Genomic DNA, 18,569 nt, shown 5'->3' with positions numbered 1-18,569 from the left:
TGGTCTGCGGGATGAATTTCGGAGAGGAATTTCAGCAGACACCCCCTAACGGGTTCATAAATACAAGAACGTTATAGGAGATACTTGATAAAAGGAGAAAGCAAAATGTTTTAGAAATATCTGCGGACGAAAGGGTATTAAAGATATATGTTTCACCGAATATGGCTTATGAATCCAAAGGAACATTTTATGAGTTTCCACATTCAGAATTTAATGAAGAGTACCCACAAATTTATCATACAAACCTCTGTTGTAGTTTCAATGGAACAAATGGATATGGAATGTACATTGATGCAAGAGGTAGAAATCAATGAAAAGAAAAAATGGGAGATTCTTGGTTTTGTTGGCTTGATACATTAGACGATAATTAAAAGCTGGGTAAGCGGTTTACATGTCGCATTAGTCCGGCTGAAATGTCGCAAAAGTACATGGTAACGCGATGTGGAGATATATTATACTCGCCTTATATTTCGATAATGAAAATCATTATCATACATAAGGAGGCTTCACCATGAATAAAAGAACAAAGAGGCAAGCTGCCGGAAGCATGGCACATGGTGACCATAAATCACGATTTTTAATGGGCTGGATGCTGGCCCTTGTTCTTGTACTGACGGCTTGCGGTGCCGGAGCAGGTACAAATGGCGGCAATGAGTCTGCTACAACTCCAACGGACACGCCTTCGAATGGAGCGTCTCAGACTGCCGGAGCCTTCCCGGTTACGATCTCGCATATGAAGGGTGAGTATACGCTTAACGAGAAACCAAAGAAAATTGCTGTGCTTGATGTCAAATTTCTGGATCAATTGCTAGCCATTGGCGAGCAGCCGGCAGGCAGTGTTATCGCTGAAGGCAATACCACATTTCCAGAATATTTAGGCGATAAGCCGGGTGACGTACAGGTTTTAGGTACACGGGACAAGCCCAATCTGGAAGCGATTGTAGCATTGGACCCGGATCTTATTTTAATGACTGATTTTCAAGAGAAAGAGTATGAGAGAGTAAGCAAAATAGCGCCCACAATCGTACTTGACTTCTACGAGGACTGGCGAGATACGTTAGCTACGGTGGCTGCGATCACAGGTAAGCAGGCAGAGGCAGAAACTGTGCGTAAGGCTTATGAGGACAAAATTGCAGGACTGAAGGAGAAGCTGTCGGAGAAATTGGGAGAGGAAACGGTAGCACTTATTCGTCCGAGAAAAGAAGGCATTCGTGTTCATGGTCTTGAGCATCGAACAGGCGGCATTCTGTATGAGGATTTAGGCCTAAAAATGCCTGCATTAGTCCAGAAGATCAAAGATGATACCTCCGTTGAAATCTCGATGGAGAAAGTTCCTGAGATTGGAGCAAATCATTATTTTGTTCTGTCTGATGAGTTGTTTGCGGCAGAGGCAGAGGCTTTGGATAGCAGTTCAGTATGGAAATCCCTTGATGCAGTCAAAAATAACCGTGCATATGATGTTAATTCTACACTTTGGATCGCTTATTATGGCCCACTTGCAATTAATATTATTGTAGATCAGGCATCGGAAGCACTGTTGGGATCGAATTAAAATGGACCATTATCTATCGACTGACTTATGGCAGCAAACGGCGGATGAACACTCGATTCGGCTTGGTGAGCCGTCTGAAGATAATGTCCGTATTATTGCTTTGAGTCAACTACATGAAGAAGCTGCATGCCGAGAGTATTTAAGCTGGCTTCAAGAGTATATTGGTGCGCCTGACATGAGGGTAGCTGCTTCGATGTTAGCTAAGCGAATCGGCTACCTGTGGATTGCTCCGTTACTGACCGCGATGAGCGTTCATCATCAGCATGTTTCTTTTCGGCTAGACAACAGCTTTCTCTATCATCCGATGCTCACAGCTAATGAGGGGGAGACGCGTTTTCCTTTTCTGGCTATGAACGGGCTTCGGGCAGAAGCACTAACGGGAGACAGGGAATTGTGGCGGGAAAAGGTGGTAAAGGAGATGTTTGCGTTACACCTTGCACCGCTGTTAAAGACGCTTGCTGCGATTGCTCCTCTTTCGATGAGTATCCTTTGGGAGAATATCATGATACGCATTGTCCCATTATATACTCCTGAAGTAGACAATGCTGAGCAAGAAAGTCAGCACATCCAGGCAGATTTTTCATATCTGACGCAAGGAGCGCCCGGGCATTTGTTCGGTGTAAAAAGAAATCCGTTCACTCGGTTCACAAAAAATAAGGACAGCATTCCAGCCGTGAAAAGCAAGCGTACCACCTGTTGTTTTTATTACCAGATGTCAGGGGAATATTGCAGAAAATGTCCGAAAATTGACAATGAGAATAAATCTCAATTAAAATGACAACAGCAACAATTTTACTTTTGCTAACAGGCCTGGTTGTAGTTAATTGGTTAAGCCTAGTCATGTGAGTCACTCTAGCAAAGGATGCTATTGTCAGGAGATGAGAGAAATGCCGCTACAAGAACAGACAAGTCTATGGAGTGATACAACGATCAAGATGCTTGACGAGTATAGCGGTACTTTGCAGACAGGCAGTGTTCTTCGCGAAACGGAATTAACTTCGAATGTGTTGTTGCTGGCATACGGAGGGGAAGGGGAGCTTGCAATGAATGGTGAGGTTTGCCACATTGGAGCTTCTTTTGCTGGTCATGTTGTTAAGGGGACATCCTTAACGCTGACGGCCAGATCAGACGACATTTATTATATCGTGATCATGTACAAGGCTTCTTCCATGGAGGGAGCCTCTCTTGTTTTGCCTTCATATCGCAAACACCCGTTGCGCACTTCATTTGTGCAAAATTCGGTAACCCAAGCAGTATGGATTGAGAATGCAGAAAAAATCGTTGCCAAATGGCGTCGTGGCGAAGGGATGGAACGTTTTCATGCCAATGCGTTGCTTCAGGGTATGATCTACGAACTAATCATGGATTACGAACGTGGTCATGGAGGAGAAGCGTCTGACATGGTGGATGTTGTCGCTTCATATATAGCGTCGCATTATCGCCGGAATCTGAAGCTTAAAGAGCTGGCAGCCCTTGCTGGATGCAGCTTAAGACAGCTGCAGCGACGATTCAAACAAGAGAAGCAGCTCGGACTGACTGAGTATGTCATTCAGTTGCGCATGGAGAGTGCATCGCGGATGCTGCGTCATACGGATGCTCCCATCGGTGAAATTGCTGACAGAATGGGCTATCGCGACATGTATTATTTCAGTAGGGCGTTTAAGAAATATTATGGCGTCCCTCCGCTGCGTTATAGGCTTGATGCCGCTTCGAAAGCAGATATAGACTATGCCCATTCCTTGCAGCGGAACCACACAGCTTCTTCATATGAGTCGGCTCAAGGCTCGGTGATATGCCATATGCGAGGGGAATACTATGTTATCGGATCTCCGAAGCGTATCGCTGTACTCGATGTGCAATATGCCGATCATTTGCTTGCGCTGGGGCTCTCTCCAGCAGGTAGCGTAGGACTAGGAAGTGCAGTGTTACATTTCCCTCAAATGATCAGGGCAGGACTTCAGAATACCGAATTACTCGGAACATATGAGTATCCCGACCTGCTTGCATTGGAACGACTGTCTCCAGATCTGATTATTTGCACCGAGGTGCATGATCAGCACTATGAACAGTTAAGCCGGATCGCTCCAGTTCTCATGTTTAAGCGCAATGAAAACTGGCAGACTATTCTGACTCTGTTCGGTGAACTGACAGACAAACGAGAAGAGGCAAAGCGTATTATAGCGGATTATCACCGACGAACCACATTGCTGTCCGAAGAACTTGCTCCCGTACTGGCAGGCAAGAGCGTGGCACTGATCCGTCCGCTGGATTCTCTGGTTCGCGTGCATTCTGCCTCTCATCGTACAGGGGCTGTGCTGTACCATGATCTAGGTCTGCCTGTTCCGTTATTTGTGGCAGATACCTCCGACACGGCCTATCACATCTCAGTGGACAGACTACCGGCTGTACATGCTAGCCATTACTTCTTGCTTAGCCATGAACTCATGCAGGAGGAAATATCGGCGACAGAGCAACGTGTCTGGGGAATGCTTGATACCGTTGAGCGCCAGCACATACACGCGGTCGATGCCGCGACATGGATCGGCTGTTATGGACCCACAGGTATCAATGGCATTGTGGATCAGATCGCTCAGGCTTTGTTGGCTTGATGGGGGAAGAAGTTGCTACTTGTGCTCATAGAGATTTTAACAGGAACTAAAGACAGTTCATCTTTGCCTTATGTCATAGAGGGAAATTGAACTGTTTTTTTATGGCCAATCCATCAGATAACATCATATCCACGCATCGGAGCCTGCGGTTCCTTGGTCCGGCAAAAAAGGAATGCCAGGGAGGGACAGGCGGACACATACGCACCGCGGCCGCTCATTTCATTCGCATAAGTCAGAGGGACATCGTGAACACAGAAACGTTATGTGCTAGAAATGATGGACAACAAATAGAATAAAAGAAAAATGCAAGAAAATAGATGGGAACACTTGGTTCGCAGAAGTAAACACAGGTAAAATATAGATACAATTGGCTCTTGGGTGGGTATGGTTTTCCTTCGAAAAGTGAGACCATGGATGTAAAAATGTACTATTTTGAACATCTATTCTTGCACTTTTAACATGCATCAATAACAACAAGAGAAAGTAAAAAACCACCTAAAGGTTGAGAGCCGAAGGTGGGTTTTTATTACCTGAGACTTAGAAGGGAATAAACCCTCCAAGCCAATTGTAATGACCAGATGTTGACCGTAATTGGTCTTTCTTTAAGTGTGCTAACAGATGAAAAAAGATGAATTAAAGAAAAAATTAGATAAGTGAAGTGAAAAGCAAGTTAGTAAGCAAACTCATATGCGAAATACTATGCAACAATTTTAAAAATCTATTAAAACAAAAACAAGAAAATGAGGGATATACCCAATGACATTACAGGACCTATTTAATGAAAAACCAACTCAATTGTGGAACAAAAGAAAGGTTGAATACGGAGATGACCTTTTTACGGAAGAGAGATTATTAATGTCTGATAAAGTCCTGAATAACTATCTAAACCAATTAATATTATTACAAGAAACTAAATATCCTGAAAGTATTATGAAGGCTGTAGAAGAAATTGTAATTTCTTTTAATGAATTGAATGAATCGAACGATTATTTTATTGAAACGATGGAACGTGAAGAATTGGCTGAATTTATAGACAAGGCAGCAAGATTAGCTGGATTAGAAATTGAGGAGGATCAAGATATTACAGAAGAATGGAGAGAATGGTGATGTTGAATTAAACAGGATTTCTAAGTAGATTCAATGAAGTCATGGTACTTTGCATAACATTACATTCAAGCATTGGGCCGAGACAAGCCCGACCCTTGGTCCAGAAGAGGCATTTCGGAAGAGCAAACTCACCGGACAAATTCAACCGGCTAAGTGGCAGAGCCACCCGGCATTACGTGCCTTAAGCTGTTTGAACTTCGGGAATACCCAACGTTATGTGAAATCAACAAAATTATTTAAGAAATAAACATGGGTGTGACCGCTTGGCGCTTTTTCTTATTCCACGTACAAGTTGCAGTAAAATGAACATGAAGTAGACGGAGATGAGTGTTTACTTCATGTTCACTTAAATTTTTGAAAATTAAATTACAGATGGATCAATGGATCTTTGGAGGTTCAGAATTCATCGTATCGTTAAGCTGGGTCACAAAAACATTTTCGTTCGGGCCAGGGTTATTTCGAAACATTTTCGCTTCATCCACCAAAATTTCGTCTGTATCCGTGCCGAGTATCTTTATTGTTGCATCAATGAATGAAGCAAGCGGCATCGCCCGTGGTTCATCGTTGTTGCTTTGAACCCATGGGGGTACAATTTCTATTACTTTTACCGATGTGTCTTTAAGCATGTACCTTTGGGACAGCGTATAGGTATGAAGTGCTGCCTTCGTCGCGGAATATACAGCAGTTGTCGCTAATGGTACAAATCCAAGTATTGAAGTCGTGTTGATGACAATCGCATCTTCTTTGGACTTCAAATGCTCGATGAATGCAGAAGTCAACCGAATGGGACCTAGCAAGTTTGTCGTGACAGTCGAAATCAAAACATCCTCATCAATCACGCCCGCCGCGTCATCAGACTGTATGATGCCGGCGTTGTTAATCAAGACATTAACATCCGGGTATTCTTCGATTAACTGCTTGGCGGCCGCCTTTATGCTGGCAGGATCTTGTACATTCAATTCTACTGCGGACATGCCATGATTCGCTTTGATCGTCTCCTCCAGACGCTCTTTACGTCGACCGGAGATAATAACTTTGTTTCCAAGATTGTGGAGAGCTATTGCTAACGCACGTCCAATCCCTGAACCACCGCCTGTAATAAAAATCGTGTTTCCTGTAAGTTTCAATTTTTAAACCCTCCTAATTCAATATGATTTAAATCATTCCAAAGATTGTAAAATAATGAATTTCATGATTACAGCTCCTCTAAAATTGAACATATGTTGAATCATCAACATAAATTTTATAAAGTGAATGTATCAGAGCGATACATGGGGTTCAATGGTTAAAACAAGCTTGGGTGTTGATTTTTCAACAGAGAACTTCGAAGTGTTCATTTTTTGGATGGAACAAAGGGGAGAAGGATATGGACAGGCGTATTCAAAAATCGAGGCAAGCCATTATTGATGCTTTTATGAGGCTGATGTCAGAAAAGGAATTCGAGAGAATTACGATCAATCAAATTGCGGAGGAAGCGAATGTCAATCGTGGAACGGTTTATTTGCATTTCACTGACAAGTACGATCTGCGCGATCAATGTATGGAAGCTCAAATTAACGAGTTACTACGCAATTGTATATCTGAAGATAATTTCTTTCATCTCCCTTCCAAAACCGCACTACTGCGCACGTTTGAATATTTGGAGCAGCATGCTTCATTCTATTCAAGAATGCTGACGAACAAGGGAAGTACGGTTTTTCGGAACCAAATGGAGACAATGTTTCGGCAAAGTCTGAGCGCGCATCTGGATTCGATCAACCTTGATCAGGAAATGAACAGGGACATTACGGTGCAATTTTTAATTTCAGCAGCAGTGGGGGTATTGGAATGGTGGATTACCCGTTCAATGCCATATCCGTCAGCGGTCATGGTTGAACAATTTTGGAATTTGCTGAACTGTGGTGTCGAGGGACACGAACGAATATCGTCCAGATGAGCCTCTAATGTAGAGGCTTGTTTGAGACTGACACCCATAATGAAGATAATAAAAAGGAATGTTTCCATTTTATACTAATATTAGAGCAATAGTGTCAAATATAATGTAACCATCTAATCGAATATTGAGCTACAGCAGATTTACTAACATCTTGATTAGGAAAAATAACCCTATAATATTGAGTAGCTGCAGAATAAACATAGTCTATATCTATATACTTAGGACTTCCGATGCTTAAGAAACCACCAAGTCTTATATACCTAGCAAATATTGTGGGTTGATCATAAGAAATAGCAATTCTCACCGCTGTACCAATTCTATACATCTCTCCAACGCCTATTGTCACAGGTGTATTTGTAGAAAACATAACAAAAGATTCTTTTTCCGTCTGGTTTTGATTTATTGTTTTCACATAAAGATCACCGGATATTTCTAATGACCCTCCATCCAAGTTGTGCCCATAAGAAATTCCGATTAATGTTACTTCAAGCATCACAGCCATTTCTACATCTCCTTATGACTTATTTCCTGCCACAAAATCGACCATGGACTAAATTTTTTGCTACCGAAAGGCTACTGTTTCAAAGGAAAAATTTCTATATCTAATCATATATGCCATAATTACACTCTTTTGATTGTTCTAATCGATACGATTATATTCTTGAGATAATTCCAATATGTAAAAGTTTTAAAATAAAAAAGCTCGACTTAAAAGTTAGTATTTGACGAAGTTATTCCATTTTCATCCTTATCCTTTACGTTAAGCACTGATTTCAGTTTGGAGTCAAAAAATTGCAGATTGATTTTGAATGCATAATGAAGAAGTTCGGTAACTTCTGATAACATAATATTCAAGCTTAAGAATTCTCACAGAGCCTTGACCTGCTGGGATGGAGTTCGAGGAGGATTTCAGCAGACAACCCCTTTGGGGGTCATGAATATGAGGAGGTTAGACGAAACCTGTGCAAGAAAAAATAAAAAATAGAAAATAATGGAGGTATGTTGGGTGCTGACATTAGAAAAAGCTAGAAAAAATGATGCACAAAAACTTGTTGAAATACAAAAGGCCAGTTTTGAGGATGAATCAAAGCATTTTAATATTAATGGAACCGTTGGGCCCATAGGATATGATTCCATAAGTTGGCAAGAAGAAATGATGCAGAATTGCGAATATTTCAAGGTACTCTTTAATGGAGAAATAATCGGGGGAGCTATGATATTTGTAGAGTGTAATCGAGTGCATAATCTAGGAAGAATCTTTATTGATCCAAATTTTAAAAATCAAGGAATCGGAACGAAGGTGATGGAGAAAATTGAAAGTGAATTTCCATATAGCACTGAATGGTGGCTGGATACTCCTAGCTGGAGTGTGAAGAATCATCACTTTTATTCAAAGTGTGGGTTTACTAAGGTTAGAGAAGAAGGTGACTTATACATTTTTAAAAAGACTTTATAAACTTATGTAATGTACAAACGTTATGATACATCAGTGCTAAGTGTTACCAAGAAGATATTTAATGAAAAGCATGAAAGGGAGGATTTACAATGAAGATTGATTTTGCCATTGAATCAGATTATGAGTATATCTCGTTAAGAGACAAGCACATACATAAAACACTGATAAGACCAAAAATAAAAGAAAATGAAATTCTAATAATTAGAGAATCCAATCAAGAAATAGGTTGGATGAGATACGGATTTTTTTGGGACAACACACCATTTATGAATATGATATGGATAGATGAGGAGTACAGAGGAACAGGCATTGGTAAAAAAGTTGTCCAGTATTGGGAGGAATTAATGAAACAAAAGGGATTTGAGATGGTCATGACCTCAACACAGTCGAATGAAGGAGCTCAACATTTTTATAGGAAGCTTGGATATAGAGATGCTGGATGTTTAATGCTTGAGAACGAGCCTCTGGAAATAATACTGACAAAGGAGTTGAACAAAAATTAACGTTGAGGAAATCAATGTAAAAAGCATTTTAAGAAGAGAGTGCTAATATATGTGGTGTATTTCTTCCAATATAGAACTAAAAAAGGCATTGACTTTAAAAGACTACAGAAATTTTTTAATAGAGTAATCCAGAATAGACGAGATCAAATAGTATTAAACAAGGATTGAAGAATATATTAAATAAGAACTAGAGGTATCACATAACATCGTTTTCCTGAAAGTGAAAGTCAGGTGAACAATCCTGCGAGGCTAAGAACCGAAGCTAGCCAGTCGCTACGCTTCTTTAAGCTTCTCGAGTTTAGCAACACAAGAACGCTATTAGACATAATTGCTGATAAAGTAATGTTGAGGTGAATGATGAAAGTATTTCGAAAAAAAGCAATCCTAATCATTGTTAGACATTATCAATTCATTTGTATTGTTGACGAGAAACCTTATGAGGTACTATTTAGAGCTTATTCAAGGAAGTATAAAACTTCTTTTATTGAAATTTCATTCGACTGGAAAGAATGTTATTACATTAACTTATATAGACCTTTAATAAAATCCATATTAATTGAATATTGTATAAAGCTTGGTCGGATATATGATAAACCGAAGCAAATTCTAAGAATAAAGGACAGTAGAAAAATTGTTCAAGAACTATCATTAAGGGATTATGATTACAAATAAATGTTGGCATTTTCATGCGAAGCAATTTTGTCTACGATTAAGAGAATTACTTATAGATAGTTGATTGAGAATTTTAAACAGCTCCAAGGCGAGGATCATAAAGGGCTGATTTTGTAAGTGAATCGAAGAAGTTATGTTTCGTTAGCTCCTATGGAACCTTGGTCTGCGAGCTGGATATCGAAGAGGAATTTCAGCAGACAACCCCTGACAGGGTTCATGAATACAGAAAAGTTATGCAAAACTGCTTAAAGATGGAGGAATATCAGATGTTTTTAAATTCTCATGTCTTTGAGTTAGCCAAAAAACTAAATACAGAAGAGATTCACAAGCAATGGACAGGCTTAAGAAGAAATTCTGTATTCTATGGCTTGGTTTGCTATATTAATAATTCAATTTCTTTATGTCTAAGTGACAATTATACAAGTTCAATCTTGTTTTTAAGAAGAGCACGTAAAGAAATCATTAATATAGAAACCAATTCAAATAAGATTCAAGATCAATATGGAGATAGATATATCAAACTCTGTAATAATTATTTAAATGAGTTAGAGACATTTATAAAAGATAATCATTTAGTATCTGATGAAGATTTTGAGTTTATTTTAAACAGAGAATTGTAGATATCGGTTCAATAAGGTTTTCGAAGGAAAAACATCGAATCACATAATATTCAAGTTGCGGCTCCCGAATGGAGCCTTGGTCTGCGAGATGGATATCGAAGAGGAATTTCGCAGATAACCCCTTTGGGGTTCATGAATACAGAGGTGTTAAATCACCATATAAAGCAAGTTGAAAAGTGTTGGAGGATAGTATGGCGAACACCATTTCATTACCAAAAGAATTAAATGATTTAGTTGAACCCATAGGTATGTCAAATGGATTAACATCAGTCTTTATTGAAGTTCTAGCTATTAGCGGATCAGTACTAGCTAAAACGAATCGAGAAAAAGAGTTAATTATTTGGCTAGCACAAAGGGATCAGCCTGCAGTTGGAATAGGAACAGTTGGTTTTGATATTGATGAAATGCCTTGGACTATAGACTCTTTTAAAAGTGAGAAAGATTTTATACTAGATACCATTTCAAATGCAGCAGATGGCTTAGGGTGGGAGAAATTAAGCTATAAACCACGACAAGATTGGGTTGTTAATTGTTTGAATCAATTTGGCTTAATGATTAAAGCATTTAATAAAGAAGATGTTGACATGAATAATTATATAGAATGGACAGAAATTGAAGAGTGTGATGATAATCCTACAATCCCAAGAGGATACCCTAAATGCGAAAAACATGATATCTATTTAAATTGCCATGGATGTATACTTTGCAATAATGGAGGCTGAATTAAGAATTGCAAGTGTTTTATAGAGACGGTGAAAAATCATATAACACAATATTTATGCTTCAGGTCATGCAGAGCTCTTGTCTGCCAGAGAGATTTTGAAGAAGCCAGAGCAGACAGCGAAATATAGAAACGTTAGGCGAAATATTGTGATCATACAATGAAGTTCGGGGAGAGCGATGAAGACGATTTTCTTAAAAAAAAGCAGATGAAAATAGACTTGATGTACTGTTAGTAGATATGGAAATTGACATAAGAAAAGAATACAAAAATATAACAAGACATTCTGGGCGAATGGTCCATATTATTGATTGGAGGATAGCTTTATATATAAACGGAAATAAATTGGACGAAGATGAAGTGTTTGTTGAAGACGAATTTTTAAAATCATTAATTTGTCTAGGAAAGTATCCTATGTTCACTTGTACTTGCGGTATATTTGGTTGTGGCGGATACTATGTTGAAGTCAGTCATGAGGATGATAGATTGTTTTGGGTAACTGAGCAATCGCCTTTTCAGGAACAATTCGTTAAGACTTCTAATAAATTTGCTTTCACTTGGATACAAATAATCGATTTTTTAGAAGAATTAATACATAAATTTGATGGTCTAAAGAGCATAATGAATACGCATGGCTTGAATTTTCAATATGATGTAGAAAAATATAGAAGAGTAATTAAAGAGATAAAAGAGCGAGCACATTAGAACAATGATTAAATTAGGTTCGAAGAAGTTGCAATGCTTCGTCTAACAAATATTCTATGCTAAGGATAAGGCAAGTCGATCCTTGGTTTTGGGAGCATCAGGCGATGAAGTGACTGTCGGACACTCCTGCACCGATTAAGTGCTCGCGCTAGTTTTCTACCTTTAAGTTAGTGATGTTTATGAATATGAAAACGCTATGTACAATTATTGCTAAAAGGAGTGACAGAAATGAAATACCATTTTTTTGCTAGCCTTTCCATAACAGAGATGATTAATTATCCTGATGATGATAACGACTATTTTGAAGAACATTTTTTAATTAGAGAAATAGTAAGTATTTTGAAAATTGATTTTCCAATAAAACAAATTTACGAGAGATATTTTAATGATTCAGTTAATACTGGTGATGTGCTTTTATTTAATTCAAAAAAGGATTCAAGCCATTTTATACTGATAGATACATTTAAAGATCCATATGATCAATTAGATTTGATTAGAATTGGAGTTCAAATTACTTCAAATGATATTGATAAAATCAGAGTACTATTCAGACAACTTTATGATAAGTCTAGTATTTTTATTAATTACCATGAAGGACAGGGAATTTTGAATAACCTTTGTGCACCGACAATGTATCCAAAGCAAATTTCAATTAATAATTATAAGTATGAGCAACAATTGAAGGTTTATTAGTTTAATTGTAGATGGTAATGAAAGCACAGAACATAATATGCACGCTGCTGTGCGGCTCAGACGAACAACCTTGTCCTAACTTGCCACATCGCGCCGACTACTCCAGTGGTGCGGGTTCGTGAATATAAGAAGGCTAAGTGAAATCTAGATAATCAACAAGGAGAGAAACCAATGACAACGATAAATACTCTACAAACTAAACTTTCCAGCCGATATGATGAATTTGACCCGGAACAAGATGGAAATAAGAACACAAAATTTGCAGATTTAATTATTGATGGAAGATCACTTTACCAAATGCTCAAGAAACACGATCTGGTTCCATCCTTAGGATGGGGAAGCGAAGATCAACAAAAGGAAATGATTCAATACTTTTTACTAAAGAAACCACATGAGCATATGTACTATAGATATCCAATACTTGTGTGTCCTTGGTGTGGAGATGAAGAGTGTGGTTATATTTCAGTGAAAATTGACAGGGAAGAAGAAATTGTAATATGGAAGGATTTCAAATTGGAGCATGAGAACAAACCAATAAATATAGGTCCCTTTTATTTTGAATGGGCAAACTATGAAAGAGTCATTCATGATACTTTTGGAATAATAGATACACAATAATGTACATTGATTCGAAGAAGCAAAGACATCACTTAACATCATATTCAAGCAGCATCTCCTATGATACCTTGGTCTGCGGGATGGCTTTCGAGGAGGTATTTTAGCAAACAACCCCTAGCAAGATTCATGAATACAAGAACGTTATACAAAAGGGACGCAAACCATAAAAAGAAGGTGTTCAAGCTGTTTGGTTTATTTAAGAAAAAGAAGACAATATTTGAAGAACAACTAAACCAACTTTCTGAATTGGGTATTTTTATGAGGGCAGGTTTAAAGAAAGAATTACTTTTAGAAGAAACTTCAAAAAGTGAATATGAAGAAGATCCCTACAACTTGCTACTACTTACTTTAGGTGGAGAAGTTGTAGTAAATGATGAATTTATAAATGTATCTGATAAAATTTGGTATCTGGATACGGAATGTATTGAGGATCATAGAGATTATGTAAGAGTAATACTGCGATTAGAGAATATGACAAAACTTAATTTAAATAAGAAACGGATTACGTAGATATTCAGAATAGTACTGCATGGGTCTCTTTCGAGTATAAGAATGAACTTATAAGATGGGAAATGAAAGTAGATGATGATTGGTTTGATATGGAGATATTCAAGAAATTTAATGAGTTAACACAGACTGAACAATCCATGAAATTGTATATTTCAATTTTAGATCAAGGTTGCCTAGTGGGCTATTTTAATAAAGAACAAGTATTTGAATTAAATAAATTAACAAAATATAAATTTGAAGAGTATTAGTGAAATATGACTAAAAAGGAGCCAAAACAATGAGTGAATTGACTTCAGGAAGTTTATCACTATTGAAATATAAAGAGGCAATTCTTAAGCATGATCCTGTATACGCGGAGGATTTAAATGACAAATGGTTTGTTTTTATAACCAAAGACACAGAAGAAAGTGAAGAAATTCCGGAAAGCCTATTTCAAATTTCAGAAAAAATCCCAGTGTTATATTTTTATAATTTTGAAGATCACTGTTGGGGATACCGTGTAGTTTACAATTCACAAGAGATAGCAAGTCTTCATATATCATATGTTTTATTAGATACTTCAATTATTAAGCTTGCAGAAGAAAGATATCCAGAGGAAGATCACATTGAATTTTTATATGTCGACCCTAGAGGGGACAAAATCAGAATTGAATTAATTGAAGAAGTTCTGAGATCTAATGAATACAATGAGAAAATAGCAAAACAGTTTACAAATTGCAATTTAGAAACATTTAGATTTTTTGAACTGGATAATGAACAAATAAAACAATTAGAGGATATTTTAAATAATAGTTACTATACACAATTAGAATCTGAGCATGAATTAGTAGAAGAGTTTAAAGAATTATTAAACATTGAGGAAATGAGTTGGATACGAGCAGATAGAATGAACGAAGATTAGAAGCAAATAGATAGTGAGGACTCGTGAAATATAAGCACGTTAGGTGAAACGCGGAGTGTTAGGAGGTTTGCATGAATTACGATGAAGTAGCGAATGAAGTATTCTTTAAAGATGGAAGTCTAAGGGACATTTATATATTGGATACAGACATCCAAATATGGGCTATAATTTTTGAGTATTTGGAAAGTAACGAAATTAATTATCGAGTGACTATAGATGGGCTAATTACAAGAATTAGGGATATTGCTGAATTGTTAAGAATTAAAAAAGAAGCAAGTATTGGGATAACTATTGAATATAGTGAAATTGATATTTGTGGGCATTTTTATGAAGGAAACGTTATTGAATTTGATATTTCACCAATACAGATAGACTCAGAGAAAAAAATAGATATACTCATGAACTTCCTAAAAAGCCTAAGTCGGAAACTAAACAAAACAATAATTATTACCCTAGAGATGACTATGGAAGAGGTGCTAGTTCGAGTAGAGCCTAAAGGGAAATTGAATTAAGTAATTCACACTGTGGTCGCTTTTGCTTCCTTGGCCACGAAACATTATCTGAAATACAGCAAAATACTTTATGGAGTGATGGATCTTATGGATGTAAAAAAGCTAAGAGATTGGGTAGACAAACACAATATAAGAAGTCGGGCATTAGAGGCTTTTTGGCTTAATTTAAATAACTATAGGCTCGAGGAGCCTGAGCAATTTGATGAGTTATTTTGGGATTATGATAAAGATTATTTAAAGATCTTAATAGAGGATGTTTCCTTACATATCAAGAGCTTGGAATATTTAGACCCAATTAATAGAGATCTTGAGTATGTTGAAGTGAAAATTAGAATCGAGTATCGAACAAATCATATAGGTTATTACAGGCTGATCTTCAATCTAGATGGTACGGTAGAGGATGATTTTTTTATTTCTGAATGGACTGGATTGAGGTTATATCAGACAAGAGCCTTATTAGAGGATATTAAAGAAGAAATAGAAGCTGAAAGAATAAATGGAGAAATAACAGAAAAAGAGGCTATTAAGTTAAAGGAAATAATAGATGAGAAGAAGGACATGATTAGAAAGGAATTTAGTCATTAGAGCAAGTTATGGGAGAAGCGACGTAATTAAATAACAAGGGGGATTTTTATGTCTGAATACTACTGGGACAATAAAATTGATTACCTAAGAAGTACCCGCTGGTTGTACTATAACGATGATTATTTGGAATTTCTTATACAAAAGGTGTGGAAGATAAATAAACCTGTAAAGATCGTAGATTATGGATGCGGATTTGGATATTTGGGACTAAAGCTTCTTCCATTGCTACCAAATGGATCAACATATACTGGCATTGACAAAGGCATGGAATTAATAAAGCAAGCCAATGAAATATTTTCGAAACTCTCTTATAATGCTGAATTTATAGAGTGTGCTATTGAAAAAGTGGAATTAGAAAAGAAGTATGACATAGCAGTCAGTCATGCTTTTTTATTACATATGCCAAATCCAAAGAGTATTCTACAAAAGATGCTTGATTGTGTTCAGGATAATGGAATGGTTATCTGTTTTGAACCACATTGGATTGGTAATATGGCGAATTATTATCTAGACGGAATTGAACAAAGCGATGTCATCCGGTTAGGGATTCTACAGGAGTTATATGAGAGAGATCATAAGCGTACGGCTAAGGACGGAAATATAGGCATCCAAATACCGATCATGCTAAGCCAGCTAGGCTTAAGAAATGTAGGGTGTAGGGTTAGCGATAAGGTGAACTTTCTTGATCAGAACATGGACACGGAAAGTAAAAACATGCTTTATAGTTCTTTGAAAGAAGAAGGCTTGGGACAAGAACCTAATGATATTTCAGAGGTACTCAAAAATTTATTGGCCAGAGGATTAAACGAAATGGAAGCTCAAAAACAATATGAAGCAGAAGCAACTTTTTCTAAAGAGTTCAGTGATAAATCTTGGTTAGTATATGCGCCTAATATGAAGATTTCTTTTGGTACAGTTAAATGAAATTAGTGCAAATCATTATAATACCAATACAATCAAAGGTGAAGCGCTATGCACACGTATAGCCTATTATCCTTCGGGCATAAAAGGCGATAGAGTTATTCAAAAAAAGTAATTTTAAGTTTGTAGGCGAGATAGAAATAGATGCTGGAAGATATAATCATTATAGAATTCATAAAAAAGATTTTTAGCAAACCCCACTTTTGGGGTTCATGAATACAAATACGTTATTCTAACTAACGCAAATCTGAAAAGAGGGGGTGTGGAAACCATGAATGAAAAGTCGCAGTTACTAGAGGAGTTCAAGGAATGGATATGTTTTGTTTCTGAGATTCGTGAAATGGATTGGCAAATAAAGATTGCCGAAGATAAATGGTCAGTTCACGATATCGTAAGTCATATACTGCTGTGGGATAAATACTTTTATGAAGCAGCCATACATCCGATATTAAACAATACGCCTTTGACATTAACACATATTGATTTTAATCAATTTAATCAGGATGCTGTTGAATATGGGAAAACAAAAACGAAGGAAGAATTAATTGAAATGACTATTCAGTACCGTAACATGATATTGCAGAGCATAGAGAGTTTGGAAGATGATAAGTTTACTAAAGAATATGCTGACGGGAAGTTTACTGTAATATCTTATCTAAGAGATTTTATCTGGCATGATCAACATCATATAAGACAGATTGATGAGCTTAAAAGAAGAGCTATGTGAGTATATAGGCAGGTGAATAATATGAGAGATTATTGGAACAAAAGGTTTGCTGAAGAAGGAATGATTTGGGGTTGTGAACCAAGTCAAACTGTAACGCAAGCTATAGATTTGTTCAAAAAGAATAATGCACATCATATATTGGTTCCTGGTGCTGGATATGGGAGAAATACTAAGATGCTCTCTTCTTGTTTTCAGGTTGATGGAATTGAGATATCTAGTTCAGCTATAGATCTAGCAAAAGAATGGGATTTAAAAACGAATTTTATTCGAGAATCGGTGTTAGAGTTTCGTACAAGCAAAAGGTATGACGGCATATATTGTTATGATTTATTACATTTATTTTTGTTGGAAGACCGAAAAAAACTGATACAGAATTGTGTGATGCATTTGAAGGAACAGGGGGTGATGTTTTTTACGTGTTTTTCTGATCGCGATTTTAATAATGGCGTGGGTAGAAAAGTTGAGGAAGGAACATATGAATACAAGAAAGGGAAATATGCTCACTTCTTTACTGAAAAAAATTTAATTGAACATTTTAATGATTTGAATATATTAGAAACTGGTTCCATAAAAGAATATCTGACACATGCAGAAAAACAACAAGAATATAAATTAAGATATATAGTTGTTCAAAATATTGATTAGCCATTTCGGGGAAGTAATTCAACAGACACACCCTACCGCTTAACTGCCGCAAGTGGCAGCCGGACTGTTAGTCCTTAAACGCTAGGACATCGTGCATACAGATCGTTATATGTAATTGGAACCGAAGGGAATAAAAAAATGAGAATGCAAGACAAACCAATAGTAAGTATTATAGGCTTGGGATTATTTAGTCTGACACTAGTGGTGCACATTTGTTTTAAATCAATAAGAACAATGGATGATGTAGGGATGGGAATATTGTTGTCTCTAGTAAATGCCATATTTCTAGTCTTTCCATTGCTATGGGGAGTATTGGGTGCGGTAGAATTCTCAAGAATAATGAGTTGGAGTGAGAAAATAAAGACAAGAGAAGTGAACGAAGAAGTTTGGGTTATGTAATTTATAGGTGGGATGAGGTGAACATATAATAAATATAGCAATGTGACGGCTATTCTTCGATTGACTGAATTCGTATAATAAAAAATATACGCTACGGCTTTGCCCTTGATATCGTGATTTCTTCTGTATTCGTATCGAAAATCGATTTTCTGTAAATATATATACATAAACATGATG

Annotated in this window: 22 protein-coding genes; 20 read left to right on the top strand and 2 right to left on the bottom strand. The window is 37.1% G+C overall.

The window, feature by feature from the left end; translation table 11 throughout:
* The first annotated feature begins 511 nt into the window (after positions 1–511).
* From MKX36_RS17215 to MKX36_RS17200, 4 genes are all read left to right on the top strand, one after another.
* The gene (locus MKX36_RS17215) at positions 512–1,552 is read left to right on the top strand and encodes an ABC transporter substrate-binding protein (RefSeq protein WP_340865141.1); all 1,041 of its coding nucleotides are present in this window, start codon (positions 512–514) and stop codon (positions 1,550–1,552) included.
* Between the two features lies 1 nt (position 1,553).
* Complete coding sequence (locus MKX36_RS17210) at positions 1,554–2,330, top strand: (2Fe-2S)-binding protein (protein ID WP_340865140.1); 777 nt, start codon at positions 1,554–1,556, stop codon at positions 2,328–2,330.
* A 109-nt stretch (positions 2,331–2,439) separates the two neighbouring features.
* Positions 2,440–4,161: a helix-turn-helix domain-containing protein gene (locus tag MKX36_RS17205; protein ID WP_340865138.1), complete on the top strand. Its 1,722-nt coding sequence runs from the start codon at positions 2,440–2,442 to the stop codon at positions 4,159–4,161.
* Between the two features lie 756 nt (positions 4,162–4,917).
* Positions 4,918–5,268, top strand: a complete 351-nt coding sequence (locus MKX36_RS17200) for a hypothetical protein (protein ID WP_340865136.1) — start codon at positions 4,918–4,920, stop codon at positions 5,266–5,268.
* Between the two features lie 377 nt (positions 5,269–5,645).
* Here MKX36_RS17200 and MKX36_RS17195 read toward each other — a convergent pair whose 3' ends face one another.
* Positions 5,646–6,395: an SDR family oxidoreductase gene (locus MKX36_RS17195; protein WP_340865134.1), complete on the bottom strand. Its 750-nt coding sequence runs from the start codon at positions 6,393–6,395 to the stop codon at positions 5,646–5,648.
* Positions 6,396–6,634: 239 nt separating this feature from the next.
* Here MKX36_RS17195 and MKX36_RS17190 point away from each other — a divergent pair, with 239 nt between their 5' ends.
* Positions 6,635–7,204: a TetR/AcrR family transcriptional regulator gene (locus MKX36_RS17190; protein WP_340865132.1), complete on the top strand. Its 570-nt coding sequence runs from the start codon at positions 6,635–6,637 to the stop codon at positions 7,202–7,204.
* Positions 7,205–7,298: 94 nt separating this feature from the next.
* Here MKX36_RS17190 and MKX36_RS17185 read toward each other — a convergent pair whose 3' ends face one another.
* On the bottom strand, positions 7,299–7,706 hold the full coding sequence (locus MKX36_RS17185) for a hypothetical protein (protein ID WP_107733229.1): 408 nt from the start codon (positions 7,704–7,706) through the stop codon (positions 7,299–7,301).
* Between the two features lie 504 nt (positions 7,707–8,210).
* Here MKX36_RS17185 and MKX36_RS17180 point away from each other — a divergent pair.
* The 15 genes from MKX36_RS17180 (at position 8,211) to MKX36_RS17110 (ending at position 18,392) form a co-directional block, all read left to right on the top strand.
* Positions 8,211–8,660: a GNAT family N-acetyltransferase gene (locus tag MKX36_RS17180; protein ID WP_340865128.1), complete on the top strand. Its 450-nt coding sequence runs from the start codon at positions 8,211–8,213 to the stop codon at positions 8,658–8,660.
* Between the two features lie 89 nt (positions 8,661–8,749).
* A complete protein-coding gene (locus MKX36_RS17175) occupies positions 8,750–9,163 on the top strand; it encodes a GNAT family N-acetyltransferase (protein WP_076157288.1) in 414 nt (137 codons plus the stop codon).
* 938 nt (positions 9,164–10,101) lie between these two features.
* The gene (locus tag MKX36_RS17170; protein ID WP_025365442.1) at positions 10,102–10,455 is read left to right on the top strand and encodes a hypothetical protein; all 354 of its coding nucleotides are present in this window, start codon (positions 10,102–10,104) and stop codon (positions 10,453–10,455) included.
* Positions 10,456–10,646: 191 nt separating this feature from the next.
* Entirely contained in the window at positions 10,647–11,177 is a 531-nt protein-coding gene (locus MKX36_RS17165; RefSeq protein ID WP_107733231.1) for a hypothetical protein, read from the top strand.
* A gap of 239 nt (positions 11,178–11,416) precedes the next feature.
* Positions 11,417–11,881, top strand: a complete 465-nt coding sequence (locus tag MKX36_RS17160; protein WP_340865123.1) for a hypothetical protein — start codon at positions 11,417–11,419, stop codon at positions 11,879–11,881.
* 228 nt (positions 11,882–12,109) lie between these two features.
* Complete coding sequence (locus tag MKX36_RS17155) at positions 12,110–12,574, top strand: hypothetical protein (protein ID WP_340865120.1); 465 nt, start codon at positions 12,110–12,112, stop codon at positions 12,572–12,574.
* Positions 12,575–12,745: 171 nt separating this feature from the next.
* Positions 12,746–13,192, top strand: a complete 447-nt coding sequence (locus MKX36_RS17150; protein WP_016821705.1) for a hypothetical protein — start codon at positions 12,746–12,748, stop codon at positions 13,190–13,192.
* 60 nt (positions 13,193–13,252) lie between these two features.
* Entirely contained in the window at positions 13,253–13,702 is a 450-nt protein-coding gene (locus MKX36_RS17145; RefSeq protein ID WP_340865119.1) for a hypothetical protein, read from the top strand.
* A 277-nt stretch (positions 13,703–13,979) separates the two neighbouring features.
* Positions 13,980–14,603 carry a hypothetical protein gene (locus MKX36_RS17140; protein WP_031461877.1) on the top strand — a complete coding sequence of 208 codons (624 nt, stop codon included), beginning with the start codon at positions 13,980–13,982 and terminating at the stop codon, positions 14,601–14,603.
* Between the two features lie 71 nt (positions 14,604–14,674).
* The gene (locus tag MKX36_RS17135) at positions 14,675–15,115 is read left to right on the top strand and encodes a protein export chaperone secb (RefSeq protein ID WP_340865115.1); all 441 of its coding nucleotides are present in this window, start codon (positions 14,675–14,677) and stop codon (positions 15,113–15,115) included.
* An 87-nt stretch (positions 15,116–15,202) separates the two neighbouring features.
* Positions 15,203–15,700, top strand: a complete 498-nt coding sequence (locus MKX36_RS17130) for a hypothetical protein (protein WP_017428251.1) — start codon at positions 15,203–15,205, stop codon at positions 15,698–15,700.
* 48 nt (positions 15,701–15,748) lie between these two features.
* Positions 15,749–16,624 carry a class I SAM-dependent methyltransferase gene (locus MKX36_RS17125; RefSeq protein ID WP_340865112.1) on the top strand — a complete coding sequence of 292 codons (876 nt, stop codon included), beginning with the start codon at positions 15,749–15,751 and terminating at the stop codon, positions 16,622–16,624.
* Positions 16,625–16,892: 268 nt separating this feature from the next.
* The gene (locus MKX36_RS17120; RefSeq protein WP_330720678.1) at positions 16,893–17,348 is read left to right on the top strand and encodes a DinB family protein; all 456 of its coding nucleotides are present in this window, start codon (positions 16,893–16,895) and stop codon (positions 17,346–17,348) included.
* Positions 17,349–17,369: 21 nt separating this feature from the next.
* Positions 17,370–17,993, top strand: a complete 624-nt coding sequence (locus tag MKX36_RS17115; RefSeq protein ID WP_340865106.1) for a class I SAM-dependent methyltransferase — start codon at positions 17,370–17,372, stop codon at positions 17,991–17,993.
* Positions 17,994–18,131: 138 nt separating this feature from the next.
* Positions 18,132–18,392, top strand: a complete 261-nt coding sequence (locus MKX36_RS17110) for a hypothetical protein (RefSeq protein WP_090889548.1) — start codon at positions 18,132–18,134, stop codon at positions 18,390–18,392.
* Positions 18,393–18,569: the final 177 nt, after the last annotated feature.

This window comes from Paenibacillus sp. FSL W8-0439 (genome assembly GCF_038008995.1).
Lineage (GTDB): Bacteria > Bacillota > Bacilli > Paenibacillales > Paenibacillaceae > Paenibacillus > Paenibacillus polymyxa.
This window is presented reverse-complemented; position numbering and strand designations above follow the sequence as displayed.